The organism is Endozoicomonas sp. SESOKO1 (assembly GCF_024606265.1).
Taxonomy (GTDB): Bacteria; Pseudomonadota; Gammaproteobacteria; order Pseudomonadales; family Endozoicomonadaceae; genus Endozoicomonas.
Window position 1 is genome coordinate 12,602 of record NZ_JAHHPP010000166.1, and the last position, 26,025, is coordinate 38,626.

20 protein-coding genes are annotated in these 26,025 nt (G+C 48.6%); 2 read left to right on the top strand and 18 right to left on the bottom strand.

The genetic code is table 11. The features are described from left to right. Positions 1-22: 22 nt before the first annotated feature. The 15 genes from relA to rpoE all read right to left on the bottom strand — a co-directional run bounded on the left by relA (position 23) and on the right by rpoE (position 16,146). Positions 23-2,272: a GTP diphosphokinase gene (gene relA, locus KDK13_RS08325; protein ID WP_257284516.1), complete on the bottom strand. Its 2,250-nt coding sequence runs from the start codon at positions 2,270-2,272 to the stop codon at positions 23-25. Positions 2,273-2,428: 156 nt separating this feature from the next. Continuing rightward, complete coding sequence (gene rlmD / locus KDK13_RS08330) at positions 2,429-3,766, bottom strand: 23S rRNA (uracil(1939)-C(5))-methyltransferase RlmD (protein ID WP_257284517.1); 1,338 nt, start codon at positions 3,764-3,766, stop codon at positions 2,429-2,431. 165 nt (positions 3,767-3,931) lie between these two features. Next, positions 3,932-4,840, bottom strand: coding sequence for a cysteine synthase CysM (gene cysM, locus KDK13_RS08335; RefSeq protein ID WP_373692223.1), 909 nt, complete (start codon positions 4,838-4,840; stop codon positions 3,932-3,934). Between the two features lie 87 nt (positions 4,841-4,927). Next, positions 4,928-5,302, bottom strand: coding sequence for a holo-ACP synthase (gene acpS, locus KDK13_RS08340; RefSeq protein ID WP_257284519.1), 375 nt, complete (start codon positions 5,300-5,302; stop codon positions 4,928-4,930). Continuing rightward, positions 5,303-6,052 carry a pyridoxine 5'-phosphate synthase gene (gene pdxJ, locus KDK13_RS08345; protein ID WP_257284520.1) on the bottom strand — a complete coding sequence of 250 codons (750 nt, stop codon included), beginning with the start codon at positions 6,050-6,052 and terminating at the stop codon, positions 5,303-5,305. It lies immediately after the preceding gene. Positions 6,053-6,102: 50 nt separating this feature from the next. Continuing rightward, complete coding sequence (recO, locus tag KDK13_RS08350; RefSeq protein WP_257284521.1) at positions 6,103-6,870, bottom strand: DNA repair protein RecO; 768 nt, start codon at positions 6,868-6,870, stop codon at positions 6,103-6,105. A 7-nt stretch (positions 6,871-6,877) separates the two neighbouring features. After that, a complete protein-coding gene (gene era / locus KDK13_RS08355) occupies positions 6,878-7,849 on the bottom strand; it encodes a GTPase Era (RefSeq protein WP_257284522.1) in 972 nt (323 codons plus the stop codon). A gap of 43 nt (positions 7,850-7,892) precedes the next feature. Then, positions 7,893-8,579 carry a ribonuclease III gene (gene rnc, locus KDK13_RS08360; RefSeq protein WP_257284523.1) on the bottom strand — a complete coding sequence of 229 codons (687 nt, stop codon included), beginning with the start codon at positions 8,577-8,579 and terminating at the stop codon, positions 7,893-7,895. 112 nt (positions 8,580-8,691) lie between these two features. Continuing rightward, complete coding sequence (lepB, locus tag KDK13_RS08365; RefSeq protein ID WP_257284524.1) at positions 8,692-9,501, bottom strand: signal peptidase I; 810 nt, start codon at positions 9,499-9,501, stop codon at positions 8,692-8,694. Positions 9,502-9,533: 32 nt separating this feature from the next. After that, positions 9,534-11,333, bottom strand: a complete 1,800-nt coding sequence (gene lepA / locus KDK13_RS08370) for a translation elongation factor 4 (RefSeq protein WP_257284525.1) — start codon at positions 11,331-11,333, stop codon at positions 9,534-9,536. 271 nt (positions 11,334-11,604) lie between these two features. Continuing rightward, the gene (locus KDK13_RS08375) at positions 11,605-13,047 is read right to left on the bottom strand and encodes a DegQ family serine endoprotease (RefSeq protein WP_257284526.1); all 1,443 of its coding nucleotides are present in this window, start codon (positions 13,045-13,047) and stop codon (positions 11,605-11,607) included. A 159-nt stretch (positions 13,048-13,206) separates the two neighbouring features. Further along, a complete protein-coding gene (locus KDK13_RS08380) occupies positions 13,207-13,695 on the bottom strand; it encodes a SoxR reducing system RseC family protein (protein ID WP_257284527.1) in 489 nt (162 codons plus the stop codon). A gap of 86 nt (positions 13,696-13,781) precedes the next feature. Further along, positions 13,782-14,789: a MucB/RseB C-terminal domain-containing protein gene (locus KDK13_RS08385; RefSeq protein WP_257284528.1), complete on the bottom strand. Its 1,008-nt coding sequence runs from the start codon at positions 14,787-14,789 to the stop codon at positions 13,782-13,784. Positions 14,790-14,793: 4 nt separating this feature from the next. After that, entirely contained in the window at positions 14,794-15,498 is a 705-nt protein-coding gene (locus KDK13_RS08390) for a sigma-E factor negative regulatory protein (protein WP_257284529.1), read from the bottom strand. 60 nt (positions 15,499-15,558) lie between these two features. Next, on the bottom strand, positions 15,559-16,146 hold the full coding sequence (gene rpoE / locus KDK13_RS08395) for an RNA polymerase sigma factor RpoE (RefSeq protein WP_066013235.1): 588 nt from the start codon (positions 16,144-16,146) through the stop codon (positions 15,559-15,561). Between the two features lie 575 nt (positions 16,147-16,721). Between rpoE and nadB the strand changes: the two genes are divergently transcribed. Beyond that, a complete protein-coding gene (nadB, locus tag KDK13_RS08400; protein WP_257284530.1) occupies positions 16,722-18,347 on the top strand; it encodes an L-aspartate oxidase in 1,626 nt (541 codons plus the stop codon). Between the two features lie 25 nt (positions 18,348-18,372). On the opposite strand, the gene KDK13_RS08405 is transcribed toward nadB, so the two are convergent. Both KDK13_RS08405 and KDK13_RS08410 read right to left on the bottom strand, forming a co-directional pair. Next, complete coding sequence (locus KDK13_RS08405) at positions 18,373-18,768, bottom strand: hypothetical protein (protein WP_257284531.1); 396 nt, start codon at positions 18,766-18,768, stop codon at positions 18,373-18,375. Positions 18,769-18,805: 37 nt separating this feature from the next. Continuing rightward, positions 18,806-19,072, bottom strand: a complete 267-nt coding sequence (locus KDK13_RS08410) for a succinate dehydrogenase assembly factor 2 (RefSeq protein ID WP_257284532.1) — start codon at positions 19,070-19,072, stop codon at positions 18,806-18,808. Positions 19,073-19,194: 122 nt separating this feature from the next. Here KDK13_RS08410 and KDK13_RS08415 point away from each other — a divergent pair, with 122 nt between their 5' ends. Further along, entirely contained in the window at positions 19,195-20,238 is a 1,044-nt protein-coding gene (locus KDK13_RS08415) for a folate-binding protein YgfZ (RefSeq protein WP_257284533.1), read from the top strand. A 53-nt stretch (positions 20,239-20,291) separates the two neighbouring features. On the opposite strand, the gene KDK13_RS08420 is transcribed toward KDK13_RS08415, so the two are convergent. Next, the gene (locus KDK13_RS08420; RefSeq protein WP_373692224.1) at positions 20,292-26,021 is read right to left on the bottom strand and encodes a transporter substrate-binding domain-containing protein; all 5,730 of its coding nucleotides are present in this window, start codon (positions 26,019-26,021) and stop codon (positions 20,292-20,294) included. Positions 26,022-26,025: the final 4 nt, after the last annotated feature.

Genomic DNA, 26,025 nt, shown 5'->3' on the forward strand with positions numbered 1-26,025 from the left:
GCGTGGGAACGGACTGAATAGCTTAACTCATTTTACGATGACGAACGGCATCAATAACATTGGGTAACTGACTGATTTTGGCAAGAATGCGTCCCAGGCTCTCCAGCCCTGGCACTTCCATGGTCAGCAGCATACTGGCTAAATGCTCTTCTTTGCTGGTACGGGTCTGCAAAGAGAGAACATTTACCTTATCATTAGCCAATACCACGGTAATGTCTCTTAACAGGCCCGGGCGGTCATAAGCCGTAATGATGACGTCAACAGGATAACTGTAGTCAGGCCGGGTTCCCCAGTTAACTTCTATCAGGCGCTCAGGCTCACGACTACGCAAAGCCAGTGCCGTGTTACAGTCTTCCCGGTGAATCGTGACACCACGTCCGACGGTAATATAACCGATGATCTGGTCCCCTGGCACCGGCTGACAGCAACCCGCCATCTGAGTCAGTAGATTACCAACGCCATCAATGGTAATGGTGCTGTCCGATAATCGCTCCTGTTGTGGTTTGGTGCGAATTTCAAACGTCTTCTCTTCTTCTGGTGCAACCTGCTTCTGTGCCAGTGAAACCACGTGACGAAGCTTTATGTCACCGGCACCAATACCCGCAAACATATCATCGGGTGACAGGCAGTTGACAGCCTGGGCAAGCTCGGCGTAATTCACACCATGCAACGCTTGACGTTTAAGTTCCAATTCCAGCAGGCCCTGACCATCGGCGATATTGGCATCCCGATCCTGTTTTTTAAACCAGCTGGTGATCTTGGCCCTGGCACGACTGGTAGTGACATAGCCAAGGTCAGGGTTCAACCAGTCCCGACTGGGATGGGCATTCGGAGCAGTAAGAATTTCGACCTGATCCCCGGTTTTCAGTTTATGGGTTAACGGTACAATACGACCGGCAACTTTCGCACCTCGGCAGCGACTCCCCACTTCAGAGTGAATCCGGTAGGCAAAATCGATAGGGGTCGCTCCCACCGACAGATCAACCACATGCCCATCTTTGGTAAACACATAGATTCGGTCTGGCTCTACATCCGCACGCCATTGACCACCCAGTTCACCCAGATCACCGAGGTCTTCATGCCACTCCATTACCTGACGCAGCCAGGAGATTTTTTCCTCGTAGCTGTCGCTGCGGCTATTAACGTCAGTGCCCTTGTACTTCCAGTGAGCGCAAACCCCAAGCTCTGCTTCCTCATGCATATCATGGGTACGTATCTGAACTTCAAGCGTTTTGCCTTCAGGGCCAAACACCGCCGTATGCAGGGAGCGGTAACCATTCTCTTTCGGCGTGGCAATGTAATCATCGAACTCTTTGGGAATATGATTCCAGAGAGAGTGCACCACCCCCAGTGCCGCATAACAGTCACGGACTTCATGGGTGAGAATACGAACGGCACGAATATCGTAGAGATCACGGAAATCGACGTTTTTCCGCTTCATCTTCCGCCAGATACTGTAAATGTGCTTCACCCGTCCATTGACATCACCCTCGATTCGGGCATCCGATAGCGATCTTTTCAGAGTATCGACAACATCGGTTATGTATTTCTGGCGATCAAGCCGTTTTCCGTCCAGCAGCTTGGCTATTTTCTTATAGTCATGGGGTTTGAGGTAACGAAAGGAGAGGTCTTCCAGCTCCCACTTGATATAACCAATACCCAGCCGGTGAGCCAGCGGCGCATAGATTTCAAAAACTTCCCTGGCAACCCGCTGTCGTTTCTCCTTACTGGCATGCTGAACAGCACGGATAGCACAGGTTCGCTCAGCCAGTTTGATCAGGGCAACACGGACATCGTCAATAATGGAAACCAGCATCTTGCGAACTTTTTCCAGCTGGTCCTGACGATGATCCAGAACCTGCCTTCTGGGATTCTGGATAGTGCTGATGGCCGCCATGCCCTGAACGTCCTTGATCAGACCGGCAACCACCTTGCCAAAATTCTCTTCAACCTGGCCAAGAGACAGTTTGGTTTCACGGACAGCTCGATAGAGGACAGCAGCCACCAGGGTATCCATATCCAGTTTCAGCTCAGCAAGGATATCCGCCATTTCCAGACCGGTTCGGAAACACCCTTTTCCCGTAGGCCAGACCGTGTCATCAACAGCGCTTTGCTGCAATGCCAGCAGCTCAGCCTGTTGAGCCAGCTCACAGGCCTCCCTCAGGCTATCAGTATCACCAACACCATAACGTTCCTGCAGGCGATTCAGCCAGGCACCCAGGTCGACACTGCCGTCGAAGTGCTGAGGCTGATCCTCTCTGACCTTGACCATCTATTCCATTCCGTCTCTTTTTCTATACAAATTAATGCCCTGTCACCGGTACTGAAAACCCCGGTCAGGTGTCGGACTTAAGGCTACTATCTGAAAGCAACAACTAATAGACTGCTTTCCAATAAATTACTGTCTGATAATCTACGCTCTGGTAATCTACGCTCTGATAAAAAGCGCCATAGACTCCACATGAGCAGTTTGCGGAAACATATCCATAACGCACAAACGCTCAAGCTTGAAACCATAGGCGACAAGACTCCCGGCATCCCTTGCGAGGGTTGCCGGATTGCAGGAAATATACAACAATCGGTCTGGCAATAAGCAGGCCAGCTGCTCGATCATGAAATCCGCACCGGCCCTGGGTGGATCCAGAACCACGATGTCGTAATGTTCTTTTGCCCAGGATTCACCAGTGAAATCACTGGACAGATCTGCACAGTAAAAACTGACATTACTCAACCCATTCAGGTCAGCATTTCTTTTCGCCTGTTCAACCGAACTCTGTGAACCCTCAACACCCGTAACATGGCCTGACTTTTTCGCCAGTGGCAAAGAGAAATTACCCAGACCACAGAACAGATCAAGCACTTTATCGGATGTTGTCGGAGTAAGCCACTGTAATGCCTGCTCGACCATCGCCTGATTGATCACCCGGTTGACCTGGGTAAAGTCCTGCGGTCGGAAGTACAGCTTCACGCCTGATTCCGGGAGCGAGTAATGCAATGCCACCGGGGCGCCTTCGTCAGGCATGGCGGGGTGTAAAAGCTGGATTTTGTCCGGACTGCCCTGCAGATACAGAAATAGCTGATGAGCTGAGGCAAAGGCTTTCAACAGCGTTTGATCTTCTTCCGACAGAGGACGAATATGACGCAATAGTAACCCACGCCCCTGCTCTGCCAGAAAGCACTCCCCATGGGAAATAGATTCCCGGCCTTTCAGCGTTGGCAAAAATGACTTAAGCAGCTGGGGCATCGCCTGCAAAGGCTCCGCCAGAATCGGGCATTCATCAATTTCACAAATGTTATTACTGCCCTTTTCCCGAAACCCAAGACTCAACCTGCCCTTACGCCAGCGCATGGCAAAACGACAACGGTAACGATACCCATAGGGAGGAGACACCAGGGGTTCCTCAATATGCTCAGGCACAACACGGGTAAAACGCCTTAACTGGTCCAGGACGATGTGCTGCTTGCTGTCAAGCTGCCCTTCATGAGACCAGTACTGCAGGCTACAGCCCCCGCACTGACGAAAATGAGAGCAGACAGGTTCACAGCGCGAGGGCGATACCGACAGCACCTCTTTTACACGGGCATTCATAAAACGCCGCTTATCTTCCAGAACCTGAACACGAACGGTTTCACCGGGCAGCGCCCCGTCAACAAAGAGGGTCTTCCCATGGTAACGGCCGATCCCACGACCATCGTGGGAAAGCCCGTCAATACGCACATCCTCATTAAGAAAAAAGGGATTTGAGGTAGCACGTTTAAAACGCATAGAGTATTTCCAACATTCTCTTGAAACTATTTTGGTATAAACCGATTGGCATAAGCTGGTATCAATAGCCCATAGCCGTTTAAAAGCCGAATTCTACATTGGATATGGAGTACAACAAACTCAGATTCATACATTGAAATATCAATCATGTACCAAAGAAACTGGTTAACCATTTTCCTGCGTCAGGAATACACCGGTTGAAAGATAACGATCACCGCGGTCACAGATAATCGCAACAATAGTGGCATTCTCAACCTTTTGCGAAAGTCTCAGGGCTGCAGCGACTGCGCCTCCTGAAGAGACACCGCAGAATATGCCTTCTTCACGAGCCAGCTGCCTCATGCATGCTTCAGCCTCTGTCTGGCCAATATCCATCACTTCATCAATGGCAGAACGGTCAAAAATCGCCGGCAGGTATTCGGGACTCCAACGACGGATACCCGGTATTTGAGCACCCTCTTCCGGCTGCAGGCCAACAATCTGAATGGCTGGGTTCATCGTTTTCAGATAACGGGAGGTCCCCATAATCGTTCCGGTAGTGCCCATAGAGCTGATAAAATGCGTAACGGTACCCCGGGTCTGCTGCCAGATTTCGGGGCCGGTCGTCCCATAGTGTGCAAGGGGATTATCCGGATTGGCAAACTGGTTAAGCACTTTTCCCAGGCCCTGCTTCTGCATTTCCAATGCTCTATCCCGGGCCCCTTCCATTCCATCACTGACCAGAATCAGTTCTGCACCATAGGCACTCATGGCTAAACGACGCTCGGCGCTCATATTGTCCGGCATAATGAGAATCATCCGATAACCCCGAATGGCCGCTGCCATGGCAAGCGCTATTCCCGTATTACCACTGGTGGCTTCGATTAATGTGTCCCCCGGGGTGATGGCATTTTGGCTTTCAGCCTCTGCAATCATGGACAGGGCCGGGCGATCTTTTACGGAACCGGCCGGATTCTGTCCTTCCAGCTTGAGTAACAGGGTATTGGAGCTTTCGCCCTGCATACGTTGCAAACGAACCAGAGGGGTATTGCCAATAATCGACTCTATTGTGGGATATTCTGTCGGATATTCCATGGACATATAACTTACGTAGACTTTATTATTCAAGCGCATCAAAAAAAGTGATGAGCCTCTGACAATGCGATTGGAAAGAGAGCTATATCAGCTCTCCAGCACAACAAAGGCAATCGCATTATCCTGCTCGTCAGAGAGGCTGAGATGCAGCCACTTAACCGCACGCTGCTGCTGCAGTTCAAGAGCGAAGCCATATAATAAAAGTTCGGGAGTCCCGGCAGCGTTATTTCTCACCTCTATGTGCTGGAAGGACAGTTTACCGATACCGGTTCCAAAGGCCTTGGCGACCGCCTCCTTGGCCGCAAATCGCTTGGCCAGCCAGGCAGCAGAGGATGAGCGCTCCTGCCATTGTGACCATTCATAGTCAGTAAGGATTCTTCTGGCAAACGCATCACCCAGCCGACTGAGTGAACGATCTATTCGATCGATACGTACGATATCTGTACCTATACCAATAATCACTTAAAATGCATTCCGTGCAGCTGCCAACATAAGCGCTTTCATTTCCCGGACCGCTGGTTTCAAACCCGTGAACAGTGCGCGGGCAATGATCGAGTGGCCAATATTCAGTTCATTGATACCGGCAATGAGTGCGACAGGCTCAACATTCTGATAATTAAGGCCATGGCCTGCATTGACGATCAGCCCCTGTTCCAGGCCAAACACAACAGCATTTCTAAGACGGTCAAGCTCGTCCTGCATGACTTCAGCTGTTGAAGCATCAGCATATGCACCGGTATGCAGTTCAATAGCAGGCGCTCCTGCCCTGACAGCTGCTTCAATCTGATCCCTGTCAGGATCAATAAACAGTGAGACTTCAATACCCTGTTTTCCAAGGCGGTCACAGGCGGGAGCCACGCTATCAAAAAGGCCTTTCACATCCAGTCCACCTTCAGTGGTGACTTCTTCCCGCTTCTCCGGAACCATGCAGACATGTTCCGGTTTGAGCTTTTCAGCAATACCAACCATTTCATCGGTCACTGCCATCTCAAGATTCATTCGTGTCTGCAAGACATCACGAATGCGGAATACATCATGATCCTGGATATGCCGGCGGTCTTCGCGCAGGTGCAGTGTGATCCCATCTGCCCCGGCTTCCTCAGCTTCAATTGCCGCCTGAACCGGGTCAGGGTAGCGAATACCCCTGGCCTGCCTGATAGTTGCAATATGATCAATATTGACACCCAGCAAAATACGCTGATGAGGAATCATGAATTATCCTTCCCGTTGTATAAAATGTCGCTCATGGATTACAGTAGCTATCAAGAGCTGGAGAAAGCGACATTTTCTACTAATGACTGAGGATCTGACAAGTTGCGCTTCCTGTTGGTGAATAGCATTCGGCTTTGCAAAGGCCTGTCCCCAATAAGGGGGTTCATGGCCTGTCTGGTGAACCGCTTGAAACCCGGATAGAAATCAGCATTGCCGAAATCCCTGGCCGACAGTGCTTTAAGCAACGCGGCAGGGTAACAAAATGGTCTATCATGATGACCTATTCGACCATTGGTCGGAACCAGCCCATGCCCAGGTTCAAAGCGGTAAACCATACCGTCTTTTAACGGATCACCACTGAGTGCATCCCAGTCAAGCGGTGGGGCATAACCACACAGTTCCAGTAAATCCAGTTCAAATGACCGGAGCAAAGGCTCAAGAGGGGCGTTCTGATTAAGATGGGCCAATGTGTCCCGGTATAAATCCGTCACGCCATCGACCGGCTGCCCCGGAATCATGGATCTCATCAACAGCTCATTGGCATAGAACCCACAATAGAGCCGTTCACCCGTAAGAAAAGTAAAACGATCAAGCTCCAGGTCAACCAGGGTTTTCAGCTCGCCTCGCCCTTTCCAGCGAACCAGCACCTGGTGAAAAGGCTGTAACAGTGAAGCCAACCGGGACTTCGATTGCCGTACTCCACGAACCACCATAGCCATACGACCATGACCTTCCACTAAAAACTCAGCGATGACTGAGCGCTCTTTATAAGAGCGTCGATGAAGCAACCAGGCTTTATGAAATTCATTGTCTATCACAGGTCAGTCATAAATTATGATCATACCCAAGGCTTTTCAGGGCACGCTCATCGTCAGACCAGCCTGCCTTGACCTTAACCCAGAGATTCAGCATGACTTTTGAATCGAACATATGTTCCATGTCTTTGCGGGCCTCCTGTCCGATTTTCTTCAGTCTTGCTCCCCGGTCGCCAATAACAATGGCTTTCTGGCCTGCTCTTTCCACAAGAATCAAGGCACTGATGGTCAACAGTGGACCTTTCGGGCGCAACTCATGCTTGAACTCTTCGATCTCTACCGTCACTTCATAGGGCAGCTCATCACCAAGCTGACGCATAACCTTCTCCCGCACCAGCTCAGCAGCAAGAAAACGCGAACTGCGGTCAGTCAGCTGATCTTCAGGAAAGTGATGGACGCCTTCCGGGATCAGCCGGGTAATCATTTCATCCAGCTGTTTCAGGTTGTGGCCGTGCTGCGCAGAGATTGGCACCACCGAATGAAAATCCATTTTGGCCGACAGAGACTCAAGATGCGGGATCAATTGAGCCTTGTCCGTGATCTTGTCGACTTTATTAACAGCAAGAATTACCGGGCAGCGGGCGCTTTTTACTTTTTCAAGGACCATCTGATCCTCTTCATTCCAGGTAAGGCGGTCAACCACGAAAACAATGGCATCGATACCTGCCAGGGCACTGCTGGCTGCCTTGTTCATATAACGGTTGATCGCTTTTTTCTGAACCTTGTGCATACCCGGCGTATCAACATAGACCGTCTGAACCCCCTGCTCCGTCTTGATGCCAAGCACCTGGTGGCGGGTGGTCTGAGGGCGGCGGGAGGTAATAGAAAGCTTCTGTCCAAGAAGATGGTTCAACAGAGTTGATTTACCAACATTGGGTCTGCCAACAATGGCAATATAGCCACAGCGGCTGGGTTCCGAAGAAGGATCGGAAAGGCTGAATTCATGAGCAGTGGGCTCTTCACAATTTACATCAGATGTCATCTGTTTTCTGCTCTCTATACTCTTCTATACTCTCAATGCACACTTAATGATCAATGCCAAGCAACTTCAGTGCATTGCGGGCCGCCTGCTGTTCAGCACCACGACGACTCGACCCTTCCCCCGTTGACGGCTCATCCAGACATTCCAGTACACAAATTACTGAAAAGTGCTGATCATGCGCTTCACCCTGAATGTCTGTCACCTGGTATTTTGGCAGTGACTGCTGCCGCGCCTGCAGGTATTCCTGCAGGCGAGTCTTTGGGTCTTTATTCTGCTCATCCGTCGTGGTCAGTTTATCCAGGCGAGTGGTAAACCAGCTGCGAATTCGCTGATGGCAAATGGCCATTCCGGCATCAAGGTAAATCGCACCAATAATTGCCTCAACCGCATCGGCAAGAATGGATTCCCGCCTGAAGCCACCACTTTTCAACTCACCGGAACCAAGACGAAGAAAATCGCCCAGTTCAAACTCCCGCCCAAGTTCGGCAAGTGTTGCACCGCGGACCATTCGAGCCCGAAGACGGCTCAACTGACCTTCTTTGGCATCGGGAAAACGCTCATAGAGCGCTTCAGCAATAACAAAGTTCACAATCGAGTCGCCAAGGAACTCCAGCCGCTCATTGTTACGGCTGCCAAAGCTGCGATGGGTGAGCGCCAGGGCCAGCAGGCCCTGATTGGAAAATTCATGCCCTAACTTTTTCTGCAGTCGGGCAAGTTCAAGCGTTTTCACTGAGTTTCAGCTTTCCAGTTATGTTCAAACATTAATACACGATCAATGCTATGGAAAAAGTAAATACGTCGCTGGTAGTCAATATCTACAGCAGCTGTATCGTTTAAGCGTTTTACTCAATCGCCCCATTGTTCTTAAAACCGGGGAGCTGAGTCCAGCTCGGCCAGTGCATCCAGATGTAAACCGCCTTGCCAACAATATTTTCTTCAGGAACAAAGCCCCAATATCGGCTGTCATTGCTTCGGTCACGGTTATCCCCCATGACGAAGTACATACCCTCAGGCACAACCCACTCACCTTCAGCCCGGAAATCATGACTGGCCAGTTCTTTTCGAACCCGGTAGCGCTTGTCTTCATCACCTTCGTTATAGAGTCGATAAACGGATCTGGCATCACTCAGCTGTGCCACAAACTCTTCAGGAACTGCCTGGCCGTTTACCGTCAACCGCTTGCCTGTATATCGCACAACATCACCGGGTAAACCGATAACACGCTTGATAAAGTTGATATTTTCCTTACCTGGCTGTTTAAACACCATGACATCGCCACGATCAGGCTCGCCAATGGCAAGAACCTTGGTGCCTGTCACTGGTAAACGCAGGCCATAACTGTATTTATTAACCAGGATAAAATCACCCACTTCCAGGGTCGGAATCATGGAACCCGATGGAATTTGAAAAGGTTCGAACAAAAAGGAGCGAACCACCAGCACAAACAGTAAAACCGGGAAGATAGACTTGGAGGTCTCAACAACGGTCGGCTCCCTGGCCAGTTTCTCAAGGGCGCCATCATCTCCTCCCTGGGCACTGAGCCTGGCAACAGCAGCCTTTCGCTTTGGTAACAGAAAGAGTCGGTCAATAAGTGCGATGATACCTGTAACAACAACCGACAGTACCAATAGCAGTGGAAAGTTAAAATCCATGGCTGTTTTTCTCTAATAAAATCAATGGCAAATTATTTATCGACCTTTAGAACTGCCAGGAAAGCCTCCTGGGGAATTTCCACACGCCCAACCTGCTTCATCCGTTTCTTACCGGCCTTCTGTTTTTCCAGCAGTTTACGCTTACGGCTCACGTCACCACCATAACACTTGGCAGTAACGTTCTTTCTAAGGGCTTTTACCGTTGTCCGGGCAATAATCTGCCCACCGATGGCGGCCTGAATGGCAACATCAAACATCTGACGATGAATGATCTCTTTCATTTTTTCCGTCAGCACCCGCCCGCGGGAAACAGCATGATCCTTGTGCACAATAACGGCCAGTGCATCGACTTTTTCACCATTGATCAGAATATCCACCCGGACCATTTTAGCGGTTTCAAAACGATCAAAAGAGTAGTCCAGGGAGGCAAAGCCCCTGCTCACCGATTTCAGTCGGTCGAAGAAATCCAGAACCACCTCGTTCATCGGAATATCGTAGGTCAGCGAGACCTGGCCACCAGTGAACTGCATATCTTTCTGTACGCCACGCTTTTCAACACACAGAGAAATCACATTGCCAAGATATTCCTGGGGCACCAGAATATTGGCCCGGGAGATGGGTTCGCGAATCTCATCAATTCCTGCGGGGTCAGGCAATCTGGAAGGGTTGTCAACTTCCACCACACTGCCATTTTTCATATGACACTCATAGATTACCGTAGGTGCAGTGGTAATCAGGTCCAGGTCATATTCCCGCTCAAGTCGCTCCTGGATGATCTCCATATGCAGCATTCCCAGGAAGCCACAGCGGAAACCAAAGCCCAGCGCATCACTGCTCTCTGGCTCATAAAACAGGGAAGCATCATTGAGGCTTAATTTTTCCAGGGCATCACGAAAATCTTCAAAGTCATCAGCACTGACCGGGAACAGACCGGCATAGACCTGTGGCTTGACATGCTTGAAGCCTGGCAACGCCCCTACATCCTGAGTTTTCAGATGAGTCAGGGTGTCACCTACGGGCGCTCCGTGGATATCCTTGATACCGGCAACCACGTAGCCAACCTCTCCCGCTTTAAGAACCCCGGTAGGTGTCCGCTTTGGCGTAAAAATACCGACATTATCCACCACATGAGACTGTTTGGTGGATTTAACGATAATCTTTTCCCCCTTGCGCAATGAGCCGTTTTTAACCCGCACAAGAGAAACTACACCCAGATAGTTATCGAACCAGGAGTCGATGATCAGTGCCTGCAGTGGCCCGTTAATATCACCTTCAGGGGCAGGAATGGTCGACACCAGTCGTTCAAGAACATCATCAATACCCAAACCACTTTTAGCAGAGCAACGAACGGCATCGGTTGCGTCAATACCGATAATTTCTTCAATTTCCTGAGAGACCCGGTCCGGCTCTGCCTGGGGCAGGTCCATTTTATTAAGCACCGGCATGACTTCCAGCCCCTGCTCAATTGCTGTGTAGCAGTTAGCAACCGATTGTGCCTCGACGCCCTGGGCCGCATCCACCACCAGAAGCGCACCTTCACAGGCCGCCAGGGAACGTGAAACTTCATAGGAAAAGTCAACGTGCCCCGGTGTATCAATGAAATTCAGCTGATAGGTCTTGCCATCTTTTGCATGATAATCCAGTGTGACACTCTGAGCCTTGATGGTGATTCCACGCTCACGCTCAAGCTCCATGGAATCAAGCACCTGGGCCTGCATTTCACGATCACTGAGCCCACCACAGGTTTGGATAAAACGGTCAGCCAGGGTCGATTTCCCATGATCAATATGGGCAATGATTGAAAAGTTCCTGATTAAGCTTAGGTCGCTCACGATAGCATCTACTGTAAAAACGTCACAAAAAGCGATCCCCGCAATCGCGGGGACCGTCTTGAACTGGCTTGTACTGGTTTGTACTGGACAGTTGACCTGCAGAACAAACTGACTTAAAGGCTGGTACACAGCAAGGCTTATTTCCATTCAGCCTATGGCAAAAGCTCCGGCAGCCATTAAAACCTGTCTGATCTGCATCAATCTTTCCGGACTATTCTATAACATGTCAGCACAGTACTCCATGGTCAGATACTGTGCCATCCACATTTGATTACTCCTGTAACCGGAAGGTGATGTAGCCAGGGTTACCACCGCGAATAACCCGCATTGAGATCGAGCGATTTTTGGGCAGTTTGGCCACAACTTTTTTGAATTCGGCTACCGTAGTTACACTGAGGTTATTCAGGTCTGTGATAACATCGCCCTGTCGCAGCCCAATAGAGCGCCCTGCACCCCGGTTAACTCCGATCACGACCAACCCCTGAACATCCTCATCCAGGCGGAGTTTACTGCGATAGTTTTCATCAAGCTCAGCTACCTGAACACCTAAAGGGTTTTTATCGGAAGGCGTCTTATCTCCCTTTTGTTCAGAAGCAGCACTATTTTCATCCGGCAGCTGACCCACTACAACATCAACCGTCTTACGCTTGCCATTGCGGATATATTCGAGCTTTGCTTTTTCACCCGGCTTTATCACACCCACCGACATTGGCAACACGCCTGAACTGCTGATAACTCTTTCATTAAATCGGACAATAATGTCCCCGGGGTGCAGCTTTGCATTGTCTGCAGGCCCACCCGGAACCACCTGACTGATCAGCGCCCCCATTGGCTTTTCCAGACCAAAGGATTCTGCAAGGTCACGGTCCACATCCTGAATGGCAACACCCAGCCAGCCACGGGTTACATACCCTTTCTCTTTCAGCTGATCAACTGCCCACATCACATGATCAACAGGTATGGCAAATGAAAGCCCCATAAACCCGCCAGAACGGGTAAAAATCTGGGAATTAATGCCAATCACCTCGCCATTCATATTAAACAGCGGACCACCGGAATTCCCCGGGTTGATAGGAACATCGGTTTGAATAAATGGAACGTATGAATCACTGGGAAGGCTTCTGTTGAGTGCGCTGACAATGCCTTTGGTAATGGAGTATTCAAAATTGAACGGAGACCCAATCGCCGCCACCCATTGACCGGCCTTTACACTCTCGGAATCACCAAGCCTTACTACAGGCAGACTCCGGGCACTGTTAATTTTTAACAGTGCCAGATCCGAACGTTTATCAGCACCTATTAATTCTGCAGAACGCTCACTCTTATCGCTGAGTCTGACAATAATCTGATCAGCACCATCAATAACATGATTATTGGTCAGAATATAACCATCCGAAGAGATAATAAAACCAGAACCAAGAGACATCGGCTGGGAACGCCCGGAATGACTTTCATCAGGCAGGGGTATACCAAAGTACCGGCGGAAAATTTCAGGCATCTCCTCCCCACCGAGCCCATATATCGGCTGTCTCGCTTTTGGCGTGGCCAGAGTACTGATATTAACGACCGCTGGGGACGCCTGTTCAAACAATGCCGCAAAATCAGGCAAACCGGAATCTCTGGCCGAAGCATTTGCCAGTGTCACGAAATACAAAAGCAGGGAAAACCCAACGTTATAAAGTGACTTTTTGAAGAGAAAAAACACCCTGTTCATAAATATGTTTTCTCCAGTACTTGACTATTGAAATGATTCACCGCAGCCATATACTCCTGCGATATTGATTATAATTACGTGATAAAAGTCTGGCTCTGCTCCATTAGCTCCACATGGGCCATGCAGATTTGCTTACCATCAGAAATAAAGCGAGAAAAATCAGTTTTGCCCAAAAGAAAGCTTTTGCCCGGAGGAACCATCCGATAAATGAAAATTTTCAGAGGGTAATACCCTTACCACATCAACACGACACATATCAGCTGATCTCTTCCCCAATAACCTTACTGCACCAAAGCCAAGCACAAGAAGTAAACCCGCAGAGAGCAGCAGCAACCAATCTGCTGCCCCCATTACAGAAGACAACCATATACCAGCCATCATAAGTAGAAGCGGGAAGAGATAAATCAGAAAAGACGCCTTTAACAACGACTCTTCTGGTATACCGACCATCACCATGTCACCCTCTTTCACTACCCAGGGACTGATCGCTTTGATATACGAAAAGGATGAACCGGTCCTGTACTTTTCGGAGAGATGCTGCCCACAACCCGTTCGGGCACTGCAGCTTGAACAACTGGACTGCCTGATTGTTTCAACCCAGACAAAATCACGCTCTACAGCCACAACTCGTCCCTGCTCTTCTATCATATTCCTGACAACCTGATATAGATCGGTAACGAAATAATAAAAAAAAAACCTGCCTTCCAGTCCAGCAATCTTACTTGATCATTACATCAAGGCTGTATTTTTACCGGACGCACAGATACAGCCACTCTTTCTGCTGTACTCAGGGGAATATCACCAACAACCGTAACATGGAAGTATTGATTACCCTCTCTGTAAATCTTTGAAACCGCCGAAAGGGCACCGATTTGTTCTGAAGCCTGGCTAAGCACCCGGGTATCATCCTGCTCAACAAAAACAGAGAAAGTGGCAATACCATCCGAAAAAACCAAAGCATCAACATCGTGCTGACTAACTGGAGAGGGACGGATACTGCTATTTTCCAACACAAAGCCATCAGGCAACCAACCCGTTTCCCATTCCGGGGGTACTCTGGGCTTCTCCAGGTCCTCCTTGGCTGGGTTGCTTCTCAGGTGAATAGTTTGATCAACACTGGAGGGTTTACGGTCCAGAAGTGCCAGAACATCGTCTGAGAGCTGACCAATACGAAGTGACGTAAACTGCAGTCGCTCAATGATTTTACCCTGATCATCAACCAGCACTGATTTAAGTAACAATGAAGACTTTCGGTCGAGCCATAACTGATAGCCATAACGGAAACGATCTTTTGGCAGCACAAGCAGTAAAACGGCTTCTCGACCAGCAACCCGGTCAATACCTACAATTTTCAAGTCATAGAATCGTTCAGATATACCAGACTGAAACTTATTAATGACAGGCATCAATGAGCCATGCTGAAACTGCGTCACCCCTTCGTTATAACTGGAAAAGAAAAGTTCATTGCCGGAACGTATGACTTCCCGGGGAGCACCATCAAGAAAGGTAATACGTTCTTTTTCCGATATTTCCTGATCTTCAGCTTGATGAATAACACTTAACGTCTGAAGCTGCGCTCCCTGCTGATAAACAAATTCTCCCTGAAAACTCAGGCTCCTGGAAGAAGATGCCATTCTTTCAAGCAGGTAACCAGCATCCGATGACGTCTCTGCATACAAAAAGCCGCTGACAAAAAAACAAAAGGCCAGAAGCGCTCTGGAAATCCATTGCATCTTTTTCATAAATTTATTGATTGTCAAAACTGGTCAATCTGGCAAATGACAAAATACTCTGACCACTTCCCATTGCAGAAAGCTCTGCATGCTGAAGTGCATAGGCATGAAAACGTTCCCTGGTTGCTCTATCAGCAAGGCTCTGCGCATAAGCAAGTTGTTCAGGGGTAATACTGTCATGCTGCTTGGCGCTATACCCGGCACGAATACCCAACGCACCATAATCATTATGACCTGTTTGTGCCAGCTGAACCGGTTGTGACAGGGTAGCTGGTTCATTGTCAGCCAGAACCTGCAAATCAGGAGAGGGATTACTGTTTCTAACCCCGATAACAACAGCAAATGCCACAGAAGCGGCAACAGCAAACTTACCCAGGGAAGCCCAAACATCCTCCATAAAGCGACCTGACCCTGCTTTAATCGCAGATGAATCTCCTGCGCCAGACTCATCCTGCGAACAGGGTTTATTGACTTCCTCCTGCTCTATGGCCGTCATAACGCCCCTGGAGATATCAACATTGGCAAACTTACTGTTATTTCCACGCAGTGTCTCACCAATCAGCTGATACCGGCCAGCAAGGGCCCGAAGGCCATCGTCCCTGCCTATCCTGTCCATCACACGGCGCAGTTCCAGTTCACTGGCCTGCCCATCCAGAGAAACTGATAAAGATTCTTTCAGTTGTTCTCTGGCACTGTTTTGAGAACCCTTTTCACTCATAGACAAACCCCTGGTATTCATGTCGACCTTCTGTCTGTCGCACACGAGTTAAACCTTAATTTAACCACTTTGCCCCAATAACGGTCTGATCTCACGATCAATGGCTTCACGAGCCCTGAAAATTCTGGACCGTACAGTACCAACCGGGCAGTCCATAACATCGGCAATTTCTTCATAGCTGAGGCCATCAAACTCTCTCAACATGACCGCGGTTCTCAGCTCATCGGGTAAACGCTGAATGACATCATGAATAACCTGTTCAATTTCATTACAGTACAGGTTACGTTCAGGCGTATCAACGACCCTCAGAGTTGTCGCTGTTTCCAGAAAATCAGCATCATGAACATCAATATCTGATTCTGGAAGCCTTCGCCCCTTGGATACCAGATGATTTTTGGCCGTATTAACAGCAATACGGTATAGCCAGGTATAAAAGGAGCTGTCTCCGCGAAACTTGTCCAGCGCACGGTAAGCTTTTATAAAAGCCTCTTGAGTAACATCCTGAACTTCCTGAAAGTCACTGACATAACCGCCAACCAGCCCAAGAATGCGGTGTTGGTATTTTATCACCAGCACATCATAAGCTCTTTTGTCACCCTGCTTTACACGATCAACCAACTGCTGATCAGAATCCGGACTATCGACCATTCAGGCATCTCCACCCATGCATGGCAGGAGCACCAAAAACGGCACTATCGTGCAATATAGGGTTTAGCTCTACGTTTATATAGACCATCAAAATGAAGAAAAGTTCCTGATATTTTCAATTTTTACTATAAAGGGTATTTGTCCACCACAGCCCGGTTTATCCGGGTTCTGTAATTTTATTGGAAAACCGATAGATTATCTTTAGCACTTCAACGACACTGCATTAGTTTCTACACACTATCTGTAATGCCCGGAAAATGTGTATTGCAAGTGTATAGCTGAGCTGGCCCAGCAAAATACAAAGGCCAAATAATTATACTCAGGCCTCTTGATTCAGATCAGCAGCAATCTTAACATCGACCCGAAAAATAGCCTCTTTAGCCCGATACACGTACCGGTAACTGTAATTAATCATACCGATAAATGGCCAGGCCACTCAATAAAGAACTTATCATGTCACTTGCCAGACAGTAACAGTTCCACAGGCTAGCACATTAATCCACACTGCATTCATTTTCCTATGGATTATAGGAAGGATAAATTACATCAGAGTGACTTGGAGACCGGGGAGCCTTATGCAACAACTCTATAATTATGATGTAATCATCATTGGCTCTGGCGCAGCCGGCCTGACAACTGCACTGCAGTTGCCTGATGATGTCAGAATAGCCATTTTCAGCAAAGACACTTTGACCGCTGGCTCAACTTATTGGGCGCAGGGGGGCGTCGCTGCCGTATTGGACCAGACCGGTGACAATATCGACCAGCATGTGAAAGATACCCTGACCGCTGGAGCAGGCCTGTGTCACAAACCGGCAGTTCGACATATCGTTGAGAATGGCAGTGAGTGTATTGAATGGTTGATAAGCCAGGGGATTCCATTTACACCGGATCATGCCGCTGACAGACCCTTCGACTACCACCTGACACGGGAAGGTGGACACAGCTCCCGAAGAATCATTCATTCAGCAGATGCTACTGGCCGGGCTATTTCAGACACCTTACTGCAACAGGCAAAGTCAAAACCCAACATAGACCTTTTCGATCATCACCTGGCTATAGACCTGATCACCACCAGCAAACTGGAAAATTACATTCACAACCATGAGTCACGCTGTGTTGGCGTTTATATACTCGATCTGGTTTCAGACCAGGTGCATGCCTTCAAGTGCCGTTGTACCGTGCTTGCCTCTGGAGGTGCCAGTAAAACCTACCTTTATACCAGTAACACAGATGGTGCGTCCGGTGACGGCATTGCCATGGCCTGGCGGGCGGGCTGCCGGGTTGCCAATATGGAGTTTAATCAATTTCACCCAACCTGCCTTTACCACCCAAACGCCAAGTCATTTCTGATTTCAGAAGCCGTCCGGGGTGAAGGCGGTCTTCTCAAACGTGCCGATGGCAGCCGTTTCATGCCAGACTATGACCGCAGGGAAGAGTTGGCTCCCAGGGATATTGTGGCACGGGCCATTGACCATGAAATGAAACGCCTGGGTTCAGACTGTCTCTACCTGGATATCAGCCATAAGCCTGCGGAATTCATTCGCACTCATTTTCCAACCATTTATGAGCGCTGCCTCAGCTATGACATCGATATCACCAGAGACCCAATCCCTATTGTTCCTGCTGCCCATTATACCTGTGGTGGAATTGTGGTTGATAAAAACGGTCAAACCGACACACAAGGCCTTTTTGCCGTTGGTGAGTGCAGCTTTACCGGCCTGCATGGCGCTAATCGGCTGGCCAGCAATTCTCTGCTTGAATGCTTTGTCACTGCCAAAAGCTGCGCCCGGATCATAAGCAATACCCTTCATCAATATCCACAACCACCCTCTCTACAGAACTGGGATGAAAGCCAGGTAACAGATTCGGATGAAAATGTGGTTATCTCTCATAATTGGGATGAACTTCGCCGCTTTATGTGGGATTACGTGGGTATAGTCCGCACCACAAAACGCCTGCAAAGAGCCATGAATCGCGTTGAGTTACTCCAATCTGAAATTCATGAGTTCTACAGTAATTTCAAAGTCAGTAATGATCTGATAGAACTCCGTAACCTTGCCCAGGTATCTGAGTTGATTATTCGCTGCGCCATGGCCAGGAAAGAGTCCCGCGGATTGCACTACACGCTGGATTACCCTGATACAAACCCCGTTCCTGAAGACACGATTCTGGTTCCAGAGAACTTCGGGGCCTGTTGACGTTTCGTTACGGCTGGGAATGCAACTATTCCCGGCCCTTGCTATCGAACAGAGAGTGAGACTCAAGCATCAGCCTTAGCCTGAAACCGTGCAACTCAGCAGGGTCAGCACTGTCTGGAAACAGAATCAGGTATGAAGGATACCGCTTACCCTCAACTCTCAACTTAAAGCAGATCAGTATTGAAGTAACAACAATTTCACCCTCAGGCCAGGAGCGATACCAGGTACCTGCAAGGTTGACTCGCCATTGGTCTTCCAGCAGGCGAATCGCAGAAATACTGCCCGGAAGCTTTTGAACAATAAATTGGAGGTAGTATCGATACAAATGTAAAGCGATACCCATGGCCAGGGCAAACTTGACAACAGGCCAGACTGAACAAAGCCACAGCGCAATAAAAGCGGCAACGTGGCTTAGAAGCATTAAAACAAGCAGGTAACGGGAACTTCTTATATTAACTTCACAAAGACTCGCCTTTGTAACGTCCACGTTCCAATACCCTGTCAACCATGCGGCTCAGCGCCTGATCTTCAGGCCTTGCACCACTCATGAACCAACTGAAGAGATCCGGGTCTTCACACTCCAACAGGCGAACATAGGTTAGTTGATCTGCCTCGTTCAGGTCAGACAGCGCCTCCCTGGTAAAGGGCTCCAGAAGCACATCAAGCTCAAGCATCCCACGACGACTTCGCCACTGCAGGCATTTCAATTCATTTTCGCCCAGCATTTTAGAATAACTCCCATTATGGATTTTGCCGGTTATTATACCTTTAAATTCACAGCAATAATCTTCTATTATGCCAGCATCTATCAAATGCAATCGCGGCAACCAGATAACAAGGTAATCAGATGGCCACCGACTGGAAGACCTACTTAACAACTCAGGGCGCTGTTTATGAACAAGAGCGGTTGAAAGGCTTTGCCAAAACACCACAGGCACTTGATGAAAATGCGGTCTCAGTACTCTCTGGCCACAGCTTTATCAAGATCGACGGCACCGATCGCCAGAAGTTTTTGCAGGGGCAGATTTCAACGCATATGCTTCAGCTTGCCGCTCATCATTACCGCACCGGGGTGGCATGCACTCCTAAAGGACGGATGTATACCAATTTCAAAATCATGGACAGGGGTGAAGACTACCTGTTGACTATGAACTCAGGTCTGACTGAAACCACTTTGGAAACGCTGAAAAAGTACGCGGTTTTTTTTAAGGTTAATCTTACCAATCAAGACCACCTTGTTCTCGGCCTGTCCGGAGCAAATATCGACACCCTGCTGACCAAAATTTTCCCCGACACATCTCTTCCGGTGCAAAATGAAGTTATCAAAGTCTCCGGCAATGGCTACCTCATAAAAACCCCTGGTATCAGGACCCGTTATGAACTTTGGCTCCATCAGGATGACCTCCCTTTGTTATGGCCAGAACTTACCAAAGAGCTGATACCTGCACCGGAAGATTTCTGGGAACTACTGAATATTGAGTCAGTCATTCCAGAGCTGTGTCAGGAAACCATCGATAAATACATCCCCCAACATCTCAATCAGCCTTCCCTTGGCGGAGTCAGCTTCAGAAAAGGGTGCTATACCGGACAGGAAATTGTGACCCGAATGCAAAACCTTGGGCAGCAGAAAAGCCGGTGTTACTGGTTGAGCCTGAAAAACGCCGAACAGCCTGACATTAACACACGACTTTACAACAGTGATGGTAAACCGGTTGGTGAAGTCATACAGCGTGCCCGCAATGTCGAAAACGGCAACGTTGAATTATTGGCTGTTATCCGGATTGAAGCGGCTGAGTCCAACGCTGTATTTCTGGATACAGAAAAAAGTCATCAGCTGCAGGTTCATGAAATACCCTATGCAATAGATACAAAGGCTGAACTGCAAATATAGCCAAGCCAATGTTAATCACCCAGAGTCACTCCTGACTCTGGGTGATTAACCGGTTATGAACTGATATTCTTTTTAATTTCCACCAGCACGTCACTGGCCTCGTCAAAGTCGTAACTGATAACAGCATCCTGAAACAAGGTAAGCTCTTTCTGGTCAATCTGATCTTTTAACCCCTGAATAAGTGTTGGCAGTAGAGAAACTACATCCACATCCCCTTCACTCAGCTTTTGCTCCATCTCATCAAGCAGTTCATTCAGTTCACCAACTTCAATAGTCCCTTCCCCGGCGGGTTCTAAATCTTCTTTAGCCGGAGGCAAGTGTTCAAGGCCCTCCATCACCTGTTCAAAAGCCAACACAAACGAGTCCATTAAGCTATTGTCGGGCATTTCAAATTGCCTTCGGAAACTGTGCTCAAGTTGAGCAGCCTGATCATGCAACCTGTTTGCTCCTAAATTACCGGCAACACCTTTCAATGCATGTACCAAATGGCAGGCCTCATGCCATTTACCGGCTTCCAGAAGTCTCTGTAACTGGACCAGATCTTCCCGCTGGCCATGATAAAAGTCTGTCAACAGCTTTTCATAGAGCACCCGGTTTCCCTGAAGCCTCTTCAGACCCTCGTCTACGTCTATTCCGGGCAGTTCCAGGCAAGACTCACTCTCGGGAGCCTGCGCCAAAACAACGGAGTGAAGCACATCGGTTTCCCCTACCTGCAACCAGTAACGTACCATCTGCTTGAGGGAATCAGGGCTTAGTGGTTTGGAAATATGATCATTCATTCCAGCCTGCAGACAACGCTCGCGGTCACCGGTCATGGCATGGGCGGTCATGGCAATAATAACCAGTTTATCTTTGCCAAGCTGTTGCCTGATCATCCGCGTTGCCTGATAGCCATCCATTTCAGGCATCTGAATGTCCATGAAGACCAGGTCAAAGTCTTCACGCTTCACTCGCTCAACCGCTTCGACACCGTTGGTAACCATGACGACATCAAGCCCCATCCCCTGTAACAGTTCACGGGCAACCTGTCGGTTGATCTCATTATCCTCAGCCAGCAGTACGCGCCCTTTAGGCATAATCTCGCAAAATCGGGCTTCTTCGATGATTTCAGGTTTCGGATTGTTCTGACACGCCAATATGCGCAGAATAGTCTCTACCAAAACGGAGCGATTGACCGGTTTGATCAGAAAAGCATCGACTTCTTCTGCGGCTCTTGCCATAAGCTCTTCCCGACCATAGGCCGAAACCATAATCAGTTTGGGTTCAACAGCAAGATTGAGTTTATGAATACTTTCCGCCAGTTCAATGCCATCAATATCAGGCATTCTCCAATCCAGCAGCACCAGGGCAATAGCCTCATCATCACTGAAATTCTTCTCTTTGAGCAACGCCAGCACTTCGTCACCATGGTCACTGTCCCAGGCTTCACAGCCGAATGTCTGCAAATGACTGATCAGAAGTGCTCTTGCTTCCGGGTTATCATCCACCACCAGAACACGAATCCCTTCAAGGGACTGTTCCTCTACCCGGGTCTGATGAGCGACGCCCAGTTCAACAGTAAAACGAAAAGTACTGCCCTTGCCGGGTTCTGAATCAACAGAAATATCCCCATTCATCATGTAAACAAGGTTCTTACAGATCGCCAGCCCCAACCCGGTACCACCAAATTTCCGGGTCGTTGACCCATCAACCTGGGAAAATGACTGAAACAACTTACTCTGCTGCTGTTTACTGATGCCGATACCTGTATCGGAAACCGAGAACTCAAGCCTGGCAACATCCTGCCAGCAGCCGATTAACCTGGCTGACACATTGACTTCACCTTCACTGGTGAACTTAAGCGCATTATGGGTCAGATTGATCAGTATCTGTCCAAGCCGGAGCGGGTCACCCCGCAGGTGCCTGGGAACATCAGGCTGAATATCGTAAGTCAGTGTCAGGCCTTTTTCCCTGGCCTTGATGCTGCTGAGGTTATAGACGTTGTCAAAAACGCCTCCAAGGTTAAACTCAATATTTTCCATATTGAGTTTGCCTGCCTCAATTCTTGAGAAATCGAGAATATCGTTGATGATACCCAGAAGGTCATGGGCGGATACCTGAATTTTACCGATGTAATCCCTCTGCTGGTAGGAAAGGTTCGTTTCCTGAACCAGATGACTCAAGCCAATAATGGCGTTCATCGGCGTCCGGATCTCATGGCTCATATTGGCCAGGAAATTGCTTTTCGCCTGATTGGCCTGGTCCGCGACTTCTTTCGCCTTATGCAGCGCTTCTTCAGTCTGTTTTCGATCGGTAATATTTCGACCAGAAGCAAAGAGATACCCTTCTCCCTCATACTCCATGTAGTTCGCAGTGACTTCTACAGGAAAAACAGTGCCATCGGATGTTTTTCGCAGCGTTTCATAGGTCATACCCTTTCTTAATATCAGCTGTTCCCAGAGCTTTTTCCAGGAACTTTGGGTAACCGCCGGGTTAATGTCCATAATGGACAGTTTCATTAACTCTTCCTGAGAAAACCCCAGGGCTTTACAGGCAGACTCATTGACATACTTGTGGTAGCCATCCCTTCTGAACCAGTGAATATGATCACCCGCATTATCGAGGGAGAAACGAGCCATCGACAGCTCTCGTTCACGTTCAATCTGGTGAGTAATATCCACCGTAGTACCAATGACCCGCATTGGCTTACCCATATCATCCCTGAAAACCACCTTCCCTTTACTGCGAACCGTACAATAACTGCCGTCTTTTCTGCGGATACGGTAGACAAACTGGAACGAGTTATCAGAAGTCTCCAGCTGGTGCTCAAAAAAATGAATGGTTGAAATTTTATCCTCTGGATGAAGCTGGCGTCGCCAGGCCCGGATATTGCCCATCAGTGCTCCCGGCTGGTAACCAAGCATGGCTTGATATCGGGGGCTGAAATACATTTTATCCCCGATGACATCCCAGTCCCAGAGACCATCGGAGGCTGCATCCATTGCCAGCTGATAACGTTCCTCACTGACCCTCAGGGCATCTTCCGCATTTTGACGATCACGGGCGACGGCCACCAGCTCACCCATTCGATGCAACAAATCCATTTCATGGATATAGACCTGATATTTCTCAGGAATATTGAGCAAACCAATACCACCAACCACCCGGCCAAACAGCGTCATAGGAGCATAAAGCGCAATAGAAACCCCCAAACCATCGAGGATCGCAGCACCCTCAAGGTCACCCTTATGCAATATTTCATCACGAACCAGAATATTGACCTGATCCTTTTTCACCTCGCCATAAACACCAGTAAAATCGTAGTCAAACAATGGCTCAAAGGCTACCGGATCAGGGTCAGGCCTGCGTGACCAATAATATTCAATACGGGCTCTGGGCTTCCAGGAGAAGATGCAAACAGCTTCAGCATTGAGATAGCTCCCAAGCTGACTCAGAAAATAGTCATTGGCCTGATGAACCGGCTGATCCATGAAATGCCTGGAAATATCACTCAGAAGGCGGTCCAGCTCTGAACGAACCCGCAGCCCTTCTTCTGCTTTTTCACGGTCAGCAATCTCTATGGTCAAACGACGATTCCAGTAAACAATGAGAATCAATGTCACCAGAATCAATACCAGCCCAATAAACAACTCTTTATTAGGCCGCCACATGCCCCCCTGAATCGAAAGCCAGTTGCTTTCAAGCATTTCCCGGTCTTCCGGAGTAATCGTATCAACTGCTTTTTCCAGAATAGAGGCCAGTTCAGGAGAATTGTTTCTCGATGCCATACTGAAGTCATAGTTAAAGCCCGCTTCAGCAACGACCTGCAAGTTGGTTATTTTCATCCGTTCAATTTCATAACTTGCAGAGGCCAGGTTAACGACTATGGCATCAAGAACACCGCTGGCAACCTGGTTCAAACCGGTGGCGACATCCGGGATACTGACAAAATTGATACCCGGGTATTTCTGTCGGAAGATTTCATAAGTGACATAGCCCGGGGTAAAACCAACCCTTTTCCCACTTAAGTGGGCTGGAGAGCGGATAGTCTTGTCGGATACCCGGGCAAGTATCACTGCAGGCACACTGACCAATGGTTTGGTAAAATTCAGATAACGGCTGCGCTCTTCGGTTTGCTGTAACATCGCTACAGAATCAATATCATGCCGATAAGCATGAATCAAACCATTTGTCCAAACGGGATGCTGATGAAGCTGAAAACTGATACCCAGCCTATCCTCCAGCAGTTTGAGATAATCTATGGCTATCCCCTGCCATTGCCCTCTTCTGTTAATGTAAGAAAATGGCGGTTTATTATTATCAATCAGTACACTGATCACCGGATTTTCACCTAACCAGCGGCGCTCGGAATCGCTTAGTTCAACCATTGAACCCCGGCGCTGAAAATAGCGATCCCTGACACTGATAATCCAGCGATTTTCAATGGCACGGTACTCATCCAGAGTGATTGCCTGAAAACCATTATTCAACTCAGGCAATAAGTCCGCAGACCTGTTCAGTAAAAGGCCAGCCCCAATCGCCTCATTCAGATTAAAGTACTCGCTGGATTTCACCTCGCCATCCAGGCCATGACGATTAATTGCTGACTGGACAATCGCCGGCTCACCAAGAAAGGCATCTATTTCTCCAGAGAAGAGGCTGCCAATCATCTCGGACACTCTGTTGTGCCCAATTGGATAGGCATCCGGTAACCAGCGGTGAACAAACTCTTCCTGACTTGAAGCGTTGATAACACCCAGCTTTTTACCATTTAACTCAACCCCGGGATCACCAGGATGACCGGTGGAACGAAAATAAATTCGGGTATTCAGACCATAATAGGGGTTTGACAGTGCCATCCACTGGCTTCGTTCCATCGTCGGAGACACAGCGGCAATAACGTCGACCTTACCTTCTTGCAAAGCATCAATGTTTTCACTGATGGATCCCACTCTGAATTTAACTGGCGTTCCTGTTTTTTCAGACCATAAATTCCAGATATCAACAATCAGCCCCGAGGGTCTACCAAGTGCATTGATAAAAGACAGAGGGGCAAGGCCGCCATCCATTGCAACCACCAGGCTTTCAGGGTTACAAGAACTGAACCTGAACCAATCTTCAATAATAGTTGTTTTGTCTTGCTCAGAAATCTTTGCCAGCCCACGTTCAACAACACCCACAAGATCAGGTCGACCCGAAGCAATAACGGCTTTAATTTTAGCCGGTTGCATTGGACCTTTGACCATCTGATATTCATCTTCAACACCCAGACTTCTCAGGTAGTAGCTCAAGCTCGCACGGCCCCCCAGTATCGCATCAACCTCACGATTCGATGCTGCTACAACCATTGATGAATATGAAGTGAATGGTACAAAAATAGCTTGTGAATTAAATTTTCTGAGATGTGACTGACAGTTGTGTCCCTGGACATAGCCGACCCGGAGTTTCGCAAGTATCTCCTCAAGTCGACTGACCTGATGGCTTTTTTCTACAAAAAGAACAGGGGCAAATGTATGAATCTGTACACTCTCCAGACCACTGTTGCGCAACAAATCCTGAAGACCCGGTTTCACATAAGCCAGAATATCAACATCGGAACGCTTAAGCTGTGCCTCAATTTTTTTCACAGAAGATGCCACAAATTGTATATCAACGTTGCTTTTTTCCGACCACTGCTTCCAGAGATCAAGAACCAAACCATCGGCTTCTCCCTTGTTATTGGTAAACATCCAGGGAGCATCATCGGCAAAGTAAGCAATTTTGAGGGGCTTTTTTTTATCCTCTGCATGGAGACTGGAACTAATAGCC

Excerpts from the sequence above, each read along its gene's own strand:
- KDK13_RS08415 (WP_257284533.1), top strand. The coding sequence starts at position 19,195 with ATGGCCACCGACTGGAAGACCTACTTAACAACTCAGGGCGCTGTTTAT.
- KDK13_RS08390 (WP_257284529.1), bottom strand. The coding sequence starts at position 15,498 with ATGAGTGAAAAGGGTTCTCAAAACAGTGCCAGAGAACAACTGAAAGAA.
- KDK13_RS08410 (WP_257284532.1), bottom strand. The coding sequence starts at position 19,072 with ATGCTGGGCGAAAATGAATTGAAATGCCTGCAGTGGCGAAGTCGTCGT.
- nadB (WP_257284530.1), top strand. The coding sequence starts at position 16,722 with ATGCAACAACTCTATAATTATGATGTAATCATCATTGGCTCTGGCGCA.
- KDK13_RS08385 (WP_257284528.1), bottom strand. The coding sequence starts at position 14,789 with ATGAAAAAGATGCAATGGATTTCCAGAGCGCTTCTGGCCTTTTGTTTT.
- cysM (WP_373692223.1), bottom strand. The coding sequence starts at position 4,840 with ATGGAATATCCGACAGAATATCCCACAATAGAGTCGATTATTGGCAAT.
- pdxJ (WP_257284520.1), bottom strand. The coding sequence starts at position 6,052 with ATGATTCCTCATCAGCGTATTTTGCTGGGTGTCAATATTGATCATATT.
- KDK13_RS08375 (WP_257284526.1), bottom strand. The coding sequence starts at position 13,047 with ATGAACAGGGTGTTTTTTCTCTTCAAAAAGTCACTTTATAACGTTGGG.
- KDK13_RS08380 (WP_257284527.1), bottom strand. The coding sequence starts at position 13,695 with ATGATAGAAGAGCAGGGACGAGTTGTGGCTGTAGAGCGTGATTTTGTC.
- rlmD (WP_257284517.1), bottom strand. The coding sequence starts at position 3,766 with ATGCGTTTTAAACGTGCTACCTCAAATCCCTTTTTTCTTAATGAGGAT.
- rpoE (WP_066013235.1), bottom strand. The coding sequence starts at position 16,146 with ATGGTCGATAGTCCGGATTCTGATCAGCAGTTGGTTGATCGTGTAAAG.
- KDK13_RS08405 (WP_257284531.1), bottom strand. The coding sequence starts at position 18,768 with ATGCTTCTAAGCCACGTTGCCGCTTTTATTGCGCTGTGGCTTTGTTCA.
- lepB (WP_257284524.1), bottom strand. The coding sequence starts at position 9,501 with ATGGATTTTAACTTTCCACTGCTATTGGTACTGTCGGTTGTTGTTACA.
- relA (WP_257284516.1), bottom strand. The coding sequence starts at position 2,272 with ATGGTCAAGGTCAGAGAGGATCAGCCTCAGCACTTCGACGGCAGTGTC.
- era (WP_257284522.1), bottom strand. The coding sequence starts at position 7,849 with ATGACATCTGATGTAAATTGTGAAGAGCCCACTGCTCATGAATTCAGC.